General features: G+C 74.8%; 14 protein-coding genes. 12 read left to right on the plus strand and 2 right to left on the minus strand.

Going from position 1 to position 15,221, the window contains the following annotated elements:
* Positions 1-1,407: a sensor histidine kinase gene (locus tag JS756_RS20485; protein WP_205384589.1), complete on the plus strand. Its 1,407-nt coding sequence runs from the start codon at positions 1-3 to the stop codon at positions 1,405-1,407.
* Positions 1,408-1,706: 299 nt separating this feature from the next.
* On the opposite strand, the gene JS756_RS20490 is transcribed toward JS756_RS20485, so the two are convergent.
* Positions 1,707-2,705: a TAXI family TRAP transporter solute-binding subunit gene (locus tag JS756_RS20490; RefSeq protein ID WP_205384590.1), complete on the minus strand. Its 999-nt coding sequence runs from the start codon at positions 2,703-2,705 to the stop codon at positions 1,707-1,709.
* Positions 2,706-2,793: 88 nt separating this feature from the next.
* On the opposite strand from JS756_RS20490, the gene JS756_RS20495 reads away from it, so the two are divergent.
* The 11 genes from JS756_RS20495 (at position 2,794) to JS756_RS20545 (ending at position 14,401) form a co-directional block, all read left to right on the plus strand.
* Positions 2,794-3,201, plus strand: coding sequence for a pyrophosphohydrolase domain-containing protein (locus tag JS756_RS20495; RefSeq protein WP_205384591.1), 408 nt, complete (start codon positions 2,794-2,796; stop codon positions 3,199-3,201).
* A gap of 186 nt (positions 3,202-3,387) precedes the next feature.
* Complete coding sequence (locus JS756_RS20500; RefSeq protein WP_205384592.1) at positions 3,388-4,704, plus strand: sensor histidine kinase; 1,317 nt, start codon at positions 3,388-3,390, stop codon at positions 4,702-4,704.
* Entirely contained in the window at positions 4,701-5,360 is a 660-nt protein-coding gene (locus JS756_RS20505; protein ID WP_240204081.1) for a response regulator, read from the plus strand. The genes JS756_RS20500 and JS756_RS20505 overlap by 4 nt, the downstream gene beginning before the upstream one ends.
* Before the next feature lie 551 nt (positions 5,361-5,911).
* Entirely contained in the window at positions 5,912-6,928 is a 1,017-nt protein-coding gene (locus tag JS756_RS37825; RefSeq protein WP_205384593.1) for a TOMM precursor leader peptide-binding protein, read from the plus strand.
* Between the two features lie 9 nt (positions 6,929-6,937).
* Complete coding sequence (locus JS756_RS20515; protein ID WP_205384594.1) at positions 6,938-7,765, plus strand: nitroreductase family protein; 828 nt, start codon at positions 6,938-6,940, stop codon at positions 7,763-7,765.
* Positions 7,762-8,733, plus strand: coding sequence for a SagB/ThcOx family dehydrogenase (locus tag JS756_RS20520; protein ID WP_205384595.1), 972 nt, complete (start codon positions 7,762-7,764; stop codon positions 8,731-8,733). The genes JS756_RS20515 and JS756_RS20520 overlap by 4 nt, the downstream gene beginning before the upstream one ends.
* Before the next feature lie 4 nt (positions 8,734-8,737).
* Positions 8,738-9,868, plus strand: coding sequence for a CPBP family intramembrane glutamic endopeptidase (locus JS756_RS20525; RefSeq protein WP_205384596.1), 1,131 nt, complete (start codon positions 8,738-8,740; stop codon positions 9,866-9,868).
* Positions 9,816-11,135: an amidohydrolase family protein gene (locus JS756_RS20530; protein ID WP_205384597.1), complete on the plus strand. Its 1,320-nt coding sequence runs from the start codon at positions 9,816-9,818 to the stop codon at positions 11,133-11,135. The genes JS756_RS20525 and JS756_RS20530 overlap by 53 nt, the downstream gene beginning before the upstream one ends.
* Complete coding sequence (locus JS756_RS20535; RefSeq protein ID WP_205384598.1) at positions 11,132-12,169, plus strand: ABC transporter ATP-binding protein; 1,038 nt, start codon at positions 11,132-11,134, stop codon at positions 12,167-12,169. Before JS756_RS20530 ends, JS756_RS20535 begins: the two co-directional genes overlap by 4 nt.
* Positions 12,162-12,947, plus strand: a complete 786-nt coding sequence (locus tag JS756_RS20540; protein WP_205384599.1) for an ABC transporter permease — start codon at positions 12,162-12,164, stop codon at positions 12,945-12,947. The genes JS756_RS20535 and JS756_RS20540 overlap by 8 nt, the downstream gene beginning before the upstream one ends.
* Positions 12,944-14,401, plus strand: coding sequence for a YcaO-like family protein (locus JS756_RS20545; RefSeq protein WP_205384600.1), 1,458 nt, complete (start codon positions 12,944-12,946; stop codon positions 14,399-14,401). Before JS756_RS20540 ends, JS756_RS20545 begins: the two co-directional genes overlap by 4 nt.
* On the opposite strand, the gene JS756_RS20550 is transcribed toward JS756_RS20545, so the two are convergent.
* Positions 14,392-15,129: a helix-turn-helix transcriptional regulator gene (locus JS756_RS20550; protein WP_205384601.1), complete on the minus strand. Its 738-nt coding sequence runs from the start codon at positions 15,127-15,129 to the stop codon at positions 14,392-14,394. The two genes, JS756_RS20545 and JS756_RS20550, sit on opposite strands and share 10 nt — an antisense overlap.
* Between the last annotated feature and the right edge of the window lie 92 nt (positions 15,130-15,221).

The raw sequence follows: 15,221 nt of genomic DNA on the forward strand, positions 1-15,221 counted from the left end.
TTGCGCACACGCCTGCTGCCGCTGCTGATCGTCCTGATGGCGGCCGTGCTGCTCGCCCTCGGGATCCCGCTCGCGATCAGCCGCGCCGCGGCCGAGCAGCAGCAGGTCGTCGTCGACCGGATCGACGACACCGCCCGCTTCGCCGCCCTCGCCCAGTACGTGGCCGAGGCGCCCAGCGCCGCAGGCCGGAACATCCAGGACGACCGTCTGGAGACCCTGAGCCGCGAACTCACCAGCTACTACGACGTCTACGGCATCCGGGCCGGGGTCTTCTACCGTACCGACAGCCCGATGGCCCACGCCCCGGCCGGCTTCTTCCTCCCCGAGGAGGGCGAGGTCCGCAGCGCCTTCTCCGAGTCGTTGCTCAGCCGGCGCAGCCACGACCCGGCGCAGGTGTGGCCCTGGCAGCGGGGACGGCTGGTGGTGGCCTCCCCGGTGATCAGGGACGGGGACGTCGTCGCGGTCGTGGTCACCGACTCGCCCACCGGGCAGATGCGGTCGCGGATCCTGCGCGGCTGGCTGGTGATCGCCGCCGGTCTGATCGCCGCCATGCTGCTCGCCGTCGGTGCCGCGCTGCGGCTGACCGGGTGGGTGCTGCGCCCCGTGCGCATCCTGGACGCCACCGCGCACGACATCTCCACCGGCCGGCTGAAGTCACGCGTCGCGGCGGCCAGCGGACCGCCCGAACTCAGGCGGCTGGCGAAGTCGTTCAACGAGATGGCCGACAACGTCGAGGACGTGCTGGAGCAGCAGCGCGCCTTCGTCGCCGACGCCTCGCACCAGCTGCGCAATCCGCTCTCGGCCCTGCTGCTGCGCATCGAACTGCTCGGCATGGAACTGCCGGAGGGCAACGAGGAGATCGCCTCCGTCCAGGCCGAAGGGAAACGTCTGGCCCGGGTCCTGGACGACCTGCTCGACCTCGCCCTGGCCGAGCACGCCGAGGCGGACCTGAGGACCACAGACATCGGCGCCCTCGCCGCCGAGCGCGTCGCGGCCTGGTCCCCGGCCGCCGAGGCCAAGGGCGTCCGGCTGGCCGGCGACTGCCCGCCGACCACCGCCTGGGCCGACCCGGTCACCCTGTCGTCCGCGCTGGACGCGGTGATCGACAACGCGGTCAAGTTCACGCCCGAGGGGCAGAGCGTGGAGGTCACGGTGCTGGCCGACGGAGCCACCTCCTCCGTCGTCGTCTCCGACCACGGCCCCGGCCTGACCGACGAGGAGCTCGCCCGCATCGGCGACCGCTTCTGGCGCAGCGGTCGGCACCAGAACATCAAGGGCTCCGGCCTCGGCCTCTCCATCTCCCGGGCTCTGCTCGCGGCGGGCGGCGGTTCGATCGCGTACGACCGCCACGAGCCCCACGGGCTGACCGTGACCGTCAGCGTTCCCCGCAGCGGGCCCACGACCTGACCGGCGCACACCCCGACGGCCCGGCTGCGGCCGCCATCCGACGGCCTGCCTGCCCGATGCCTGCAAGGGCCTGACGCGGCGGCGGGGCCGCGTGCGCGGGGGCCGGAGGCGGTGCATCCGGCTGGGCGTGGCGTGGGGTGCGGTGGGAGGAGCCAGGGACAGGGCCCGGAGGCGGGCGCGGACGAGGACACCGAACTGTCCCGGCCCGCGGGCCGCGCGGCGCTCCGTGGAGCCGGGAGCCGGGAGCCGGGAGCGGTGCGGGCGCGGGCTGCCGGAGCCGGGGCGGGGCGCGGGACGGGCTACGGCTTGACCGACCTGTAGTAGTGCCGTGCGCCCTGGTGCAGCGGAAGGGGGTCCGTGTATATGGCGGTGCGTACGTCGACCAGCTGGGCGGAGTGCACGTGCGCGCCGATGTGGTCGCGGCTCTTGATCACCGTGCGGGTCAGCCACTCGGTCAGCCGGGGATCCACGTCCGTGCGGGTGATCAGCAGGTTGGAGACCGCCATCGTGGCGACGGGGGCACCGTTCTGCATAGTGGGGTAGGCCGACTCGGGCATGTTCGTCGCGCGGTAGTAGCGCGTGGCACCGCCGTCGCGGTGCAGCGTGGCCACCAGGTCCGCGTCGATCGGCACGAACCGCACCGGGAAGGACTCCGCGAGCTGCCGCACCCCGTTCGTCGGCAGACCGCCCGACCAGAAGAACGCGTCGATCGCACCGTGCTCCAGCCGCCCGGGCGCGCGGGCGATGCCGTCCGCCTCCGGCTCGATGTCCCTGCCCGGGTCGATGCCCGCCGCCTGCAGCAGCCGGTCGGCGATCAGCCGCACACCGGACTCCGGCGGGCCGATCGCCACCCGCTTGCCCCGCAGGTCGGCGATCGACCTGATGCCGGAGTCGCGCGGGACGACGAGCTGCACGTAGTCGTCGTACAGGCGGGCCACGCCGCGCAGCCGCTCCGCACCGGGCCCGTGGCGCAGTTCGTACGTGCTCACCGCGTCCGCCGCGGCGATGGTGAAGTCGGCCTCACCGGTCGCGACCCGGGTGACGTTCTCCTGCGATCCCTCGCTGCTCAGCAGCCGCACCGTCAGGTCCGGCATGTCCTTGGCGAGCGCGGTGCGCAGTCGCCGTCCGTAGTCCTGGTAGACCCCGCTCGCCGTGCCGGTGCTGATCGTGATCCGGCCGCGCGGCGGCTGCTCGCCCAGGGGCAGCAGCCACCACAGCAGCAGGCCGAGCGTCACGACGCCGACGGCGGCGCCCTGGAGGGCCCGGCGCCTGCCGATGCGCGGGAGGTGTGCGGACATGCGGGCGATCCTGCCAGGCCGGCGCCGCTCTGACCAGGGCCGGAGCCGGGAGGGGCGCCCCCGGTGACGGTCGTTACAGTTCGGCTGCATGAGTTCTTCGCCCGCCGAACTGGTCCGTGAGTTCCACCGTGCCTTCGGGCTCGCCGCCCGCACCACGCCGACGGAGGTGTCCCCCGAGCTGGCGGCCCACCGCGGCGAGCTGCTCGCCGAGGAGGTCGCCGAGGTCGCCGAGGTCGAGGTGGCCGGTCCGCTCGACAGACTCGCGCACGAGCTGGCCGACGTCGTCTACATCGCGTACGGCACCGCCCTCGTCCACGGCATCGACCTCGACCAGGTGATCGCCGAGATCCACCGTTCGAACATGACCAAGTTGGGCCCCGGCGGCCAGGTGTCCCGCCGCGCCGACGGGAAGGTCCTCAAGGGGGAGCACTACGAGGCCCCGGACGTGGCGGCGGTGCTGCGGCGGCAGGGGTGGGCACCGCGCGACGGGGACTGAGTGAGGGGGCGCCGACGCGGTCACCTGGCGGCGCGGGGGCCGGGCAGGGGTCGAGCCGTTCTTTCACCTCGGCCCAACTCCGCGCGCTGCAGCGCTGGTTGGTGCGTCTCCGGACGGGTCGGCCCCTTCGTGCCCGCTGTACGATCCGTGCGGGTGGGGGGCGCGGCGCGTGTCTGCGGAGGGGGCATGAGGCACTTGGCCGAACGTGGGGACAGGGCCGGGAACGGCAGCGCCGGGGGGACCGGGAACACCGGCGCCGCCGCAGACATCGCGCGTACCGGCGGTACGGGCAGTGCTGAAGCAACTGGGGCGGGTGGGGCAGACGAGGGCTCGGGGGAGTCCGGGGGTGGGGGAGACGGCTCGGGGGCGGGTGTCGGCTCGGGCTTACAGCGGGCCCAGACGTTCGTCGCCCTGGCCACCCTCCTCTACCGCGCCAGCCATCTCGTCGTCGGCCTCGCCGCCGTCGTCCAGCACCACAGGGGCCGGCCCGCCGCCTGGGCCCTCCTCACCACCGCCCTGGCGTGCAGCGTCCTGGTGCACGGCACCGCGCGGGCACGCGGCTGGTTCGACCGCCGGACCGTCGCCGTGGACGTCCTGGTCACCGGCTGCGCCCTGCCCTTCGCCGCGTACGCCTGGGCGGGCATACGCGACGCCCCGTCCATCGCGTGGGTCATGCTGCTCGGCGGCTCGGCGAGTGCGGTGGCCGCGGTGGCCCTGCGCCGCCGGACCGCCCTCGCCGCCGTGCCGGCCATCGCCGTGGCCCATGTCGTCGGCTACCGGATCGCCGACGCCCGCATCCCCGTGATCGTCGGCCATCTCAACTCCGTGGTCTCGTCGGCCGTCATCACCCTGGTGTTCTGGTGGTACCTGCGACGCCAGGGCCGGCTCCTGGACTCCGCCACCACCCAGGCGGTGCGCGCCGAGGCCCGCCGCGCCCGCTACGCCGAGCGGATCGCCCACCACCGCGCCCTCCACGACACGGTGCTGGCCACGCTCACGACCATCGCCCACGGCACCGTCGACGCCAACGCACCGGAGGTGCGTCGGCGTTGCGCCCGCGAGGCCGCCTATCTGCGGCGGCTCATCCAGCGCAGCCCCGACGAGGATGCCGGAGCCCGCCCCGGCCCGGGTGCCGCGCTGGAGCGCGCGGTGCGCGACGCGGAGGCCCTGGGGCTCCGGGTCACCGCCCAGTACCACGCCCTGCCCGCCGTACCTCCCGACGTCGTCACCGCGTTCGGCGACGCGGTCCGCGAGGCGCTCCACAACGTCCTGCGCCACTCGGGGACCGGCCGTGCCTACCTCACCGCCACCGGCGACGACGGCCATCTCCTGGTGACCGTCGTGGACCGGGGCGGCGGCTTCGACCCCACCCGCACCGCCGCGGGCGGTGGGCTCGGGCTACGCCGGTCCGTCCACGCGCGGCTGCGTGAGACCGGAGGATCCGCCGAGGTCGACAGCGCCCCGGGCGAGGGCACCCGCGTCGCACTGCGCTGGCCGGGATGATCACCGTCGCCGTGGTCGACGACGACCGGATGCTCCTCGACGGCCTGCGGTCCTGGCTGGCGAGCGCCTCCCGGCTGCGCCTGGTGGCCGCCGTGACCACCGTCGACGACCTGCTCGCGGCCGGGGGCGAGGCGAGGACGGCGGAGCCTCGGCCGCCCGCCGACGTCGTCCTCCTCGACCTCCTCCTCAAGGACGCCTCGGAACCGGCCGCCAACATCCGCCGCCTCCGGGCCGCCGGCAGCCGCGTCCTGATCATCAGCACCGTCGCGGACCGCGCCCATGTCGTCGCGGCGGTCTCCGCGGGCGCGGACGGCTACCTCACCAAGGACAACGACCTGGAGACCCTCGTCGAGGCCGTCGAGACCGTCGCCGCGGGGGAGACCGCGCACTCGCCGGAACTCGCCTTCGCCTGGGCCCACGACAGCGGCCCGCACCGACCCCGGCTCTCGCCGAAGGAACTGGAGGTGCTGCGCGGCTACGCCTCCGGGTTGACGCTCAAGGCCACCGCCCGGCGGGCCGGCATCAGCCCGCACACCGCGAAGTACTACCTCGACCGTGTGAAGGACAAGTACCAGCGGGTCGGACGTCCCGCGTACACGAAGATCGACCTCGCCGACCGGGTGCGGGAGGACGGGCTCGGCGCCGCCGACGGCTGACCCGGGCACCCCGCGGCCGTGCCGCAGCCGCGCCCCGCACGGCATCAACAGCCGCCGGCCCACGGCCGCCCGCGGCCCACGCGTGCGACCGCTGACCACGGGCCCCCGACCCTCCGCGCCGTCCCGAGCGGGGCGACGGGCCACCGCATCGACCGACGGACCACCGGCCGACACACCGTCAGCCGATCCGCCGGCGGCCAGGACGTCCCGAAGGCGGACGCCCGGTGCCGTCCGCCGGCCCCTGCCATGGTCCGCCACAGGCCATCGCCGGTTCAGGACAGCCGAAGAGCATTGTCCGCCCTTCTCGCCCCTTCCTACGTTGGGTTGGCCCGTTCCACAGCCCCGACGAGCGGGGAGAGGAGGTGTCCCATGCTGCGGATCATCGAGAAGGTGGAGGAGAAGTACTTCTCCTCCGACGCCACGGTCGCGCCGGGCGGCTGGTGCTGCCACTGCCACTGCACCATCGCGACGAAGCAGCTGTAACACCCCAGCCGGGCCCGGTGCCGCGCGTGCCGGGCCCGGCGTCCGCGCCGCCCCCTGGAGGAGAACCCGTGACACCATCACCCGACGCCTCGGCCGCGGCCGAGGTGTCCGCCCCGGCGGACGGTTCCGCCCCGCGGCTCGTACGGAACCCGTACCTCACCGTCGTGCAGTGCACCGATGACGAGGTGCTGCTGCGGCACGGAGCGCGCTCCCGCTACTCGCGCGTGCTGCGCGACGACGGACGGCACCGGGTCCTCGGCCCCCTCCTGAGTTCCTTCACCGAGCCCCAGCCGCGCGACGACGTCGTGGCCCGGTTCGCGGACCGTGCGGACAAGGACCAGGTCGCCGGGCTCGTCGACCAGTTGGCCGGGGACGGGGTCCTCGTGCCCGAGGGCTCCGGACTGCTCGCGATGCACCGGAGCCTGATGGGGGGCCGTCCCGTCCGCGACCTCGCGGAGACCACCGTGGGACTCGTGGGAAGCGGGTCCGTCGGCAGGCAACTCGCCGTCCAGCTCGCCGAACTCGGCGTCGGCAGTGTCCCCGGACTGGCGGCCGGCACCGACGGGCTGGGGGCCGCCGACGGCGACGAGACGCTCGCGGCGCTGCTCGACGACACCGACCTCGTCGTTCTCGCCCTCGACGGCTTCCGCCCGTCCCTGCTGCACCGGCTCAACCGGGCCGCCGTGGCCGCCGGACGCCCCTGGCTGCCCGTCTACGCCGACGGCAGCGAACTGCTCGTCGGACCGCTCGTCGTCCCCGGCGAGTCGGCCTGCTACAACGAGCACGAGATCCAGCACGAGTCGTCCCGGGCGCTGCGCCACGAGTACCAGCTCTACAGCGAGGAACTCGCCCGCCGCACCGCCGACGACCTGCCGCCGCTGCTCGCCCCGTACGCCGCGCTCGCCGCGTCCTGGGCGTCGATCGGCATCGCCCCCTACCTCGTCGACGGCGCCAGCTTCCTCGTGGGCCGGGCGATCCGGATCGACCTGGAACGGCTGGAGATCACCCAGGAGCACGTCCTGCGGCTTCCGCGCTGTCCGGTCTGCACCGAGCAGCGGCCCTCGTTCCGGCACCCCTTCCTGTAGGAGACCCACGTGTCCTCGCGCGCCGAGACCAAGCCCCACACCCCCGGCCTCGACCACCTGCTGCGCCGCACCCTCGAACAGACCCTCGTCCCGTCCCCCAACGTCGTGGAGCTGGCCCCCGGGAAGGGCGGGGGTTTCGTCAACCGTGTCGCCCCCTCCCAGGACGACGTCGCCGAGGTGTTCCACCTCAACACCCGGCTGTCCCGGCACCGGCCCGACGACCGGCTCACCGCCGCCGAACGCGAGGGCGTGCGCCGCTGGTTCTTCACCACCTGCGGTCGGCACCGCCCGGAGGACTTCACCGCAGAGGCGAACCCCGTACGCCGTCCGCACTCCACCCTCCCGGCCCCGCTCGGCACCCTGTGCGGCCCCTTCGGCGAGGACGGCCCACTGACCGGCCTGCTGTACAGCTGCGACCTGATGGTCGTGGACGCGGACGCCCTGTGCCGCCAGCAGCCCGGCGAGAACGCGCTCTGGGTGGAACGCCGTCTCGACGAGGGCCCCGCCGCGCTCGCCCCGACGATGGCCGACGCCGGGGCCGCCGACGCCCTGCGCTCCGCGCAGGCCGCCCTCGTCCTCACCGGAGTGCCGTGGCGCAGCATGCTCGAAGCGGGCCCGCGCGGCTACCGGCACATGCTCATGGACGCGGGCGTCCTCCTCGACGTCGTCTGCGGTCTGGCCGGCCGGGCGGGCTACGAGGCCTTCCCCGTGCGGGAGTTCTACGACGACGAACTCGACACGCTGCTGCACTGCGACGGCCTGGAGCGGTCCGCGCTGGCGGTGGTCGCCCTGCGCGCCCCGGCGCGCACCACCGACGAGGAGGGGAGTACGGCATGACGACGTTCACGGACGCGACCGTTGCGGGGGACGCCCCCGACGCCTCCGACCCGGTCGCCGACGACGGCCCGACGGCCGCCGCCCGCGCCGCGCAGGCACCGGACGCCCGGGACGCCACCGACGCGCAGTTGGCCCGGGCGCTCGGGGTGCGCGTGTGCGACCTGCCCGCGGTGCGCAGCCTCACCGCAGGGGCCGCGACCGCCCCCGACGCACCGCCGCTGCGTCTGCGCGACCTGCTGCACCGGCGGCTGCGCTCCTCGGTGTGCGACGACATGATCGACCCGCGGGCACTGATGGCCGCCCGCCCCCGTCCGGCCGAGCGCGCGGCGGCCGGGTGGCCCGCGGTCCCCCTGCCCGTGCGGCGGCCCCGTGCGGACATGACCCTGGCGGACGCGATCGAGCAGCGGTGCTCGTCCACCACGTACGCCGCCCGGCCGCTCCCGCTGGGCGACCTCGCCGCGCTGCTGGAGGATGCGGCCGGCATCCGCGGCCACCGCCCCGGCTACAACGTGCGCGACTTCCCCGTGCGCCGGGCCCCCTCGGCGGGCGGGCTGGCCCCGGTCGACGTCCACGTCGTCGCCAACGACGTGTCGGGCCTGGACCAGGGCCTGTACTACTACCGGCCGTCCGGGCCGGAACTGACGGTCGTCGACTCCGGCAACATGCGCGGCAAGATCGCCGAGGCCGGCATCGCCGCCGACTGGCTGTTCCACGCACCGGCCGTGCTGTGCCTCGCCGTCGACATGGACCGGGTGGAGTGGAAGTACGGCGTCCGCTCCTACCGGTACGTCCACGTGGACCTGGGCGTGCTGACCCAGAACCTGTACCTGGTGGCCACCGGACTGGGACTGGCCTGCTGCGCGGTGGCCGCGTTCGACGACGACACCGCCAACGACCTGTTGCGGCTGGACGGGCGCAACTCCTTCGTGTCGCTGCTGTTCGCGTGCGGCCTGCCGGGCGGGCGGTGACCGGATGGACCGGCTGCTGCTGGTCGTGGCGGTGGCCCCGGTGTTCGCCCTGCTGCTCGGCACGGTGATCGCCGTCGCGCTGCGGTTCCGTGTGGGCGCCGGACGGAGCTCCGTCGAGCGTCTGGCCCCGGTTCTCTACGCGGCCACGGTGACCTCCGCCGCGCTGCTGGCCGCGGCCCTCACCGGCTTCGACCCGCTACGCCTCGGCCTGACCGGCCGGTCGTCCCCGGCCGGCTGGCCGGTGGCCGCTGCCACGGCGGCCGGTGCGCTGGCCGGCGCGGCCGGGTACCTCGCCGAACTGTTCCTGGCCCACCGCGCGGTGACCCGCCCGGCCCGAGCGCCGCGCGGAGGACGCGGCGCGCCGACGGGCACCGGCCCCGTCCGGGGAGCCGGCGTCGACACCCTGGCCGCACGCGACGGGAACGGCCCCGCACCCGCGGAGCACGGGCGGACCCCCGCGCGGGAGGGCGACGTCCAGCCTGCGGGCCGGGGATCCCCCGTGCCGGAGGGTGACACCCCCGCTGGCGGCCGGGCATCCCCCGCACCGGACGGCAACGACAGCGCAGCGTATGGCAACGGCAGCGCGCCGTACGGGAGTTGTCCCGCACGGGACGGAATCGGCCCGGTGTGGCACGTGGACCCCCCACTACAGGGTGCTCCCGTGTGGCACGCGGAGCCCCCCGAACACCCCCCGTCGCCCCGCCCGTCCTCCCGTGCCGTCTCCGCCGGGGAGCGGTCGGTCGGAGCCTGGACCGCCCGGCCCGCTGGGCTGCTCGCCCTCGGGCTGCTCACCGCGCTCGCGGAGGAAGTGCTGTTCCGCGGCTATCTGCTGGCCGGGCTGCGCCACTCGCTGGCGCTGTGGGCCGCCCTGATCGTGCAGGCGGCGGTGTTCGCGGTGCACCACGCATCCTTCGGGCTGCGCGCGGTGCCTGCCAAGGCCGCGCACGGCCTGGTGTGGGGAGCGCTGACCGCCGCGGCCGGGACGCTGCTCCCGGCGGTGGCCGCCCATGTCGTGTTCCAGGTCCTCGTGTGCCGGCGCCTGACCCGCACGCAGGTCCGCCCGCAGGAAGGAGGTGCCGCCGATGACCGTGCACACGGCCCCGTTGCTGTGCGACGGCCGCCAGTGGCGCGCTGACGGCTGGGTCCGCGTCACCGGCGGGCGCGTCACCGCCTGGGCCACCGGTTCGCCCCCGCCGGTCGGCGAACCGGTGGAGCGCCACGGCGCGCTGCTGCCCGGACTGGTGGACGGCTCCGCGAGGATCACCGGCTACTTCAACCGGATGGTCGAGGGCGACGCCCTGGCCCCGCACCGGGCCTGCCTCGCGCTGTGCGCGGAGGCGGGCGTCACCGTCGTCCTCGGCGCGGCCGGGCACGCCGAGCCCTGCCTCGCTCTGGCCGAGACTCCCGCCCCCGGCGATCCGCGCCTGCTGTGGACCGGCCCCGTGCTCGACGGCCCGCCGGCCGCGACGACCGCGACCCGGCTGGTCCACGACGTCGCCTCGGCCCACCGGGCGGTCGCCCGCGTGGCGGGCGACGGCGCCCGCGTCGTGCGCACGGGACCGTCCCTGGCACCGGGGCCGCTCGCCCAGGTCGTGGCGGCGGCCCGCGAGCACGGGCTGCGGGTGCTGCACCAGCCGGGGCGCACCGGTGCCGGCGAGGCGTCCGCCGCGGGCGTCCGCCTCGTCCAGGACCTGCCCCGCTGCCTGCTGCCTCCGGCGGTGGCCCCCCGCGGCGCCGCCGGAGCCGTCCGGGCGTTCGCCGACGCCTCCGTGCGGCGCCGGGCCGCCGAGACGCTGCGGACCCTGGCCGGTGAGGGCACTGCCCTGGTGCCGCTGCTGCACTCCTGGCGCCGGTCGGCCCTGCTGGACGAGGCGGTCGCGGAACCGCTGCTGGACCGCTTGGTGCCGATGGCGCCGTTCCACCAGTACCTGCTCGACATGCGCGGACCCGCCCTGGTCTTCGGCCGCAGGTACGCCCGTGAGCACTTCGGCTACGAGCACCTCAAGGGCCCGGCGCGCCGGGAGTTCGACGACGGCTGGGCCTTCCTGCTCGACGCGCTGGCCACCGCGCACGACAGCGGGGTGGCGCTGGCGGCCGGCAGCGACGCGCTCGGCCTGTCGCTGGTGCCGGGCTACGCCCTGTACGACGAACTGGCCTGGTGGGAGCAGGCGGGACTGTCCCGGCGCACGGTCCTGGCCGCGGCGACCGGCGGCACCCTGGAGGCGCTGACCGGCGCCGGCTCCCCCTGGGCGAGCGGTCTATTGGCCCTTCCGGACGCCCCGGACGCGCTCCCCGACCCGGCCGCCCTGCCCGGTGTCCTCCGGGTCCTGGCTCGCGCGCCCGTGCCACCGCCCCCCACCCGGAGCACCACCCCCGCAGGCCCCCAGGAGGCTCGTTCATGACCGTGACCAGGAAGGGGAGTCACCCGGCGCGCACGGGCGCACCCGTCGTGCTGGAGGCCGCCGCCCTGCGGAAGAACTACGGTGACAGGGCCGTGCTCACCGGGGTGTCGGTGCGCGTGCACGAGGGCGAGATCGTCGGGCTCGTGGGGCCCAACGGCGCCGGGAAGACGACCTTCCTGGAGTGCGTCGAGGGCATCCGGCGGCCGGACGGGGGCACGGTGTCCGTCGCGGGACTGAGCCGGTCCGACGGGCCCGCCGCCTACCATCTGGCCTTCGGCGCCCAGCTCCAGGAGTCGAGCCTGGCCGAGCGGCTCCGTGTCGCCGAGGCGATGGAGTTGTTCGCGGGCTTCTACGACGACCCGTGGGACCCCGAGGACCTCCTGGAGCGCATCGGGCTGACCGAGCACCGGCGGGTGTTCTACCGGCGGCTGTCCGGCGGCCAGAAGCGCCGCCTCACCCTCGCCCTCGCGCTCCTCGGCAGGCCGCCCGTGCTGCTCCTGGACGAGCCGACGACCGGCCTCGACCCGCACGCCCGGCTGGAGTTGTGGGGCGTCCTGGAGCAGCTCACCGGGACCCGCACCGCCGTTCTGCTCGCCACCCACGACCTGCACGAGGCGCAGAGCCGCTGCCACCGCGTGTACGTGCTCGACGGCGGCCGGATCGCCGCCGAGGGCCCGGTCACCGAGCTGCTCGACGCGGCCGGCCTCACCACCCGGCTGCGCCTCCCGGACCGCCCCTGGACCCAGGGTCTGCTGAGCGGCGTCCCCGGCTGGACCACGTCCCGGGTGGTGGCCGGCACGCACTACGCCTATGGCGAGGACGGTTTCGCCGAGAAGGCGCTGGCGGCCCTGCGGGCCGGCGCCGGGGCCGTCCACGGCGATCCGGTGGACCTCCGGCATGTGCTGGCCGCCGCCTCGACGGGCCCCACGGACCTCGAGGACCTCTACCTGACAAGGACGGGAACGCCCTATGAACCGCCCCACGCGCCCCACCGGCGCCGCGAGTCCGCCGAACCGCCCGCCGCGGGTGACTGAGCCCCCGGCCCCCGTCGCCCCGCGCGGCCGCCGCGGCCCGCGCGGCCTCGGCCGGCTGTGCCGCGTCGAACTGCTGCTGTTCCTGCGGGAACCGGCCGCCGTGTTCTTCACCCTGGTCTTTCCCATGGCCATGCTGCTGTTCCTGGGCGTGGCGTACGGCACGGAGTCCGACGGGGGCGTGCGCTACATCGACGAATACGTGGCGCAGATCGTCGTCACCATCGCCATCAACCTCGGCGTCCTCGGCGTCGCCGTCAACATCGCGGAGTGCCGGACCAGCGGGGTGCTCCGCCGCTACCGGTTGGCGCCGGTGCCGATGTGGTGGTTCTGGTTCTCGCAGGTGGCCGTCGGGCTGCTGATGTTCGCCCTGGCGATCGGCGCCCTGCTGGCCGTGGTGGCGGTGGCGTACGGGGTGGTGCTTGCCTCGCCCGCGCAGTTCGGGCTGGCGGTCGTGACCGGTCTCGCCTTCACGTTCGCCGCCGGGGTGCTGCTGGGCAGCCTCGACCTGCCGGCCCGCAGCGTCCAGATCACCGGGACGGGCCTGTTCTTCGTGCTGTTCCTGGGCTCGGGCGCGGCGGTCCCGCGCGACTCGTTCCCCGGCTGGCTGGAGAAGCTGACCGCGGTCAACCCGATGACGCCGGTCGTCGACGCGGCCGTGGACGCCTACCTCGGCCGCTCCATGGTCGCCGAACTGCCCTGGCTGGCCCTGGTCCTGGCCGGTGCCGGGGTCCTCGTCCTGATCGCCCGCTCCAAGTCCACCTGGGAGGGAAACCGATGAGCATGCTGTCCAGCGAGTGGCTCAACCACCGGGACCGGCTGCTGAAGCCCGTGCTGAACGACACGGAGTTCGGCGCCATCAGGGAGGTGCTCGACTACTACCATCCGCACGGTCCGCTGCGGACGTTCACCACGTACTTCCGTTCCGGCCTCGGCAAGCCCATGTACGTGGCGCACGGCCAGTACTTCGACCTCGACCACGCGATGGGCCGCCTGCTCGGACTGCCCGGCCTGAGCACCGGATTCGGCGGCCAGGTGTACGGCGGAGGCAAGGGCCACGACCTGTTCGGCACGACCGCGTCGTCGGTGGGCGAGGCGGTGGAGCGGGTGCTGGGCTCCCTGGCCTACCTCACCCACATGGACCGGATCCTGCACGGCTCGTACCGGACGCTCGCCGGGAAGGGCGTGCCCTGCCTGCATCCGGAGGAGTTCCCGGTGTTCGCGCCCGAGCAGCTGGCGCGGGACCCGCTGTACGAGCCGTGGACGGAGGACTCGGAGCTCGGCTGGATCGCCGGGCGCCGGTTGCGGTCGGGCGAGGAGGTCTACGTTCCGGCGCAGTTGGTGATGCTCTTCTATCTGCACGGCCCCGACGAGCCGTTGATCGGCCTGGCCCCCAGCGGCGGCCTGGCCAGCCACATCAGCCGCCGCGAGGCACTGTGGCACGGGGTGCTGGAGCTGTTCGAACGCGACGCGGTGAACCTGCGCTGGTACGGGGGCGTGCCACTGGACCGGATCGTCGTGGACCGGCCGGTGCGCAACCGTGTCCTGCGGCGGCTGCTCGACACCGTCGGCGAGCAGCCCGGCGAGATCACCTTCCACCTCCACAACCTCGACCTGCACGAGTATCCGGTGATCACCGCGGTCGAGCGGGACGGATGGCTGCGCCGCTACAGCTACTTCGCGGGCGGAGGCGTCTCCGACGACGCCGAGGAGGCGATGCTGTCGGCGCTGACGGAGTACGCCCAGGCGGAACGGAGCCTGCGGATCTCGCTGGCGACGCCGGACTGGGAGTTCACCGAGGCGTTCGGCCGCCAGTTCGCCATCGACAAGGACGCCGAGGCCGCCGACTTCTCCAACTACATCCAGGTGATCCCGTACTACGGTTTCGAGGAGAACCGGGGTCGGGTGTCCTGGTTCTACGACGGGGGAGCGGAGACGCCCCTGTCGGAGCTTCCCCGCCGCCCGGCCGGCGTCGGTCCGCACGCGCGCTGGGACCGGCTGACGGGGCTGCTGTCGGAGCGCGGATGGGACCCCGTCACCTTCGACTTCTCACTGCCGCAGTTCCGGCACACCAGCCTGATGAAGGTGGTCATGCCGGAACTGAGCCCGCCCTACCCGCCGCAGGCGCCCGGCCTGGGAAATCCGCGCTACGGGAGCGTCCCCCACACCTCGGGGCGGCGCGAGCGGCCCCTGGCCTACGGCGACCTGAACGTGCAGCCGCTGCCCTACCCGTGACCGAGGGGCGTCTCGGGCGCCGCCGCGGTGGTCTCCCGGGCGGCGCGGCCGATCAGCACGCCCAGCTGGAGACGCGAGGTGGCGCCGAACCGGGCGGAGACGGCGGCGACATGGCGCCGTACGGTGCGCGGGGTCACGCCGACCCGGCGGGCGACGGTCTCGTCGGTGAGCCCCTGGGCGAGTGCGGCCATCACGGCGGCCTCGGTCGCCGACTCGGCCGGGACGGCGAACGGGGCGTAGGGGTGGGCGCGCGGCCACCAGTCGTCCATGAAGCGGGCCGCGAACCCGGCGGCGGCGTCGGAACGGGGGTCCGACAGCAGATAGCCGGAGTCGTCCGTCACCCCCACCGCGAGGGCCAGCGCCTCCCGGTCGGCGACCAGGGCCCGTACGGCGAACAGTCCCGCGGTCCTGATCTCCGTGCCCCGTCCGGCCGTTGCGGCGGCGGCGTCGGCCGACCGGGGGTCGGCGATCAGCCGGTGGCGCACCCCCGAGGGCGGCGCGGGGGGCGGCGCGGGGGGCGGCGTGCTGCGGCCGGAGGCCACCGGCCGCACTTCGAGGACTTCGAGGCGGGCCCCGCGGGTGAGGGCGGTGAAGGCGTCCTCGATGCAGTGGGCGGGGACGAGGGACGGTACGTCGCGGCCGGCGGACACGGGGGTGTCGCCGAGGGCCTGCGCCAGTCCCGACAGCCGGTCCACGGTCGACCGGATCTGCTCGAACAACGCGTTCATGGAGTGGTTCCCCCTTGTGCGGCACGTCCGGCGCGACGCTGGGGCACCTCGGTCACAGGGCCCCGACGCCGGATCGAGCACGAGTGATCACG

The organism is Streptomyces actuosus, from assembly GCF_016921115.1.
GTDB classification, from domain to species: domain Bacteria; phylum Actinomycetota; class Actinomycetes; order Streptomycetales; family Streptomycetaceae; genus Streptomyces; species Streptomyces actuosus_A.

Bases quoted from the DNA above. Each gene is read 5' to 3' on its own strand.
- JS756_RS20550 (WP_205384601.1), bottom strand. From the start codon at position 15,129: ATGAACGCGTTGTTCGAGCAGATCCGGTCGACCGTGGACCGGCTGTCG.
- JS756_RS20530 (WP_205384597.1), top strand. From the start codon at position 9,816: ATGACCGTGCACACGGCCCCGTTGCTGTGCGACGGCCGCCAGTGGCGC.
- JS756_RS20535 (WP_205384598.1), top strand. From the start codon at position 11,132: ATGACCGTGACCAGGAAGGGGAGTCACCCGGCGCGCACGGGCGCACCC.
- JS756_RS20500 (WP_205384592.1), top strand. From the start codon at position 3,388: ATGAGGCACTTGGCCGAACGTGGGGACAGGGCCGGGAACGGCAGCGCC.
- JS756_RS20545 (WP_205384600.1), top strand. From the start codon at position 12,944: ATGAGCATGCTGTCCAGCGAGTGGCTCAACCACCGGGACCGGCTGCTG.
- JS756_RS20505 (WP_240204081.1), top strand. From the start codon at position 4,701: ATGATCACCGTCGCCGTGGTCGACGACGACCGGATGCTCCTCGACGGC.
- JS756_RS20490 (WP_205384590.1), bottom strand. From the start codon at position 2,705: ATGTCCGCACACCTCCCGCGCATCGGCAGGCGCCGGGCCCTCCAGGGC.
- JS756_RS20525 (WP_205384596.1), top strand. From the start codon at position 8,738: ATGGACCGGCTGCTGCTGGTCGTGGCGGTGGCCCCGGTGTTCGCCCTG.
- JS756_RS20520 (WP_205384595.1), top strand. From the start codon at position 7,762: ATGACGACGTTCACGGACGCGACCGTTGCGGGGGACGCCCCCGACGCC.
- JS756_RS20495 (WP_205384591.1), top strand. From the start codon at position 2,794: ATGAGTTCTTCGCCCGCCGAACTGGTCCGTGAGTTCCACCGTGCCTTC.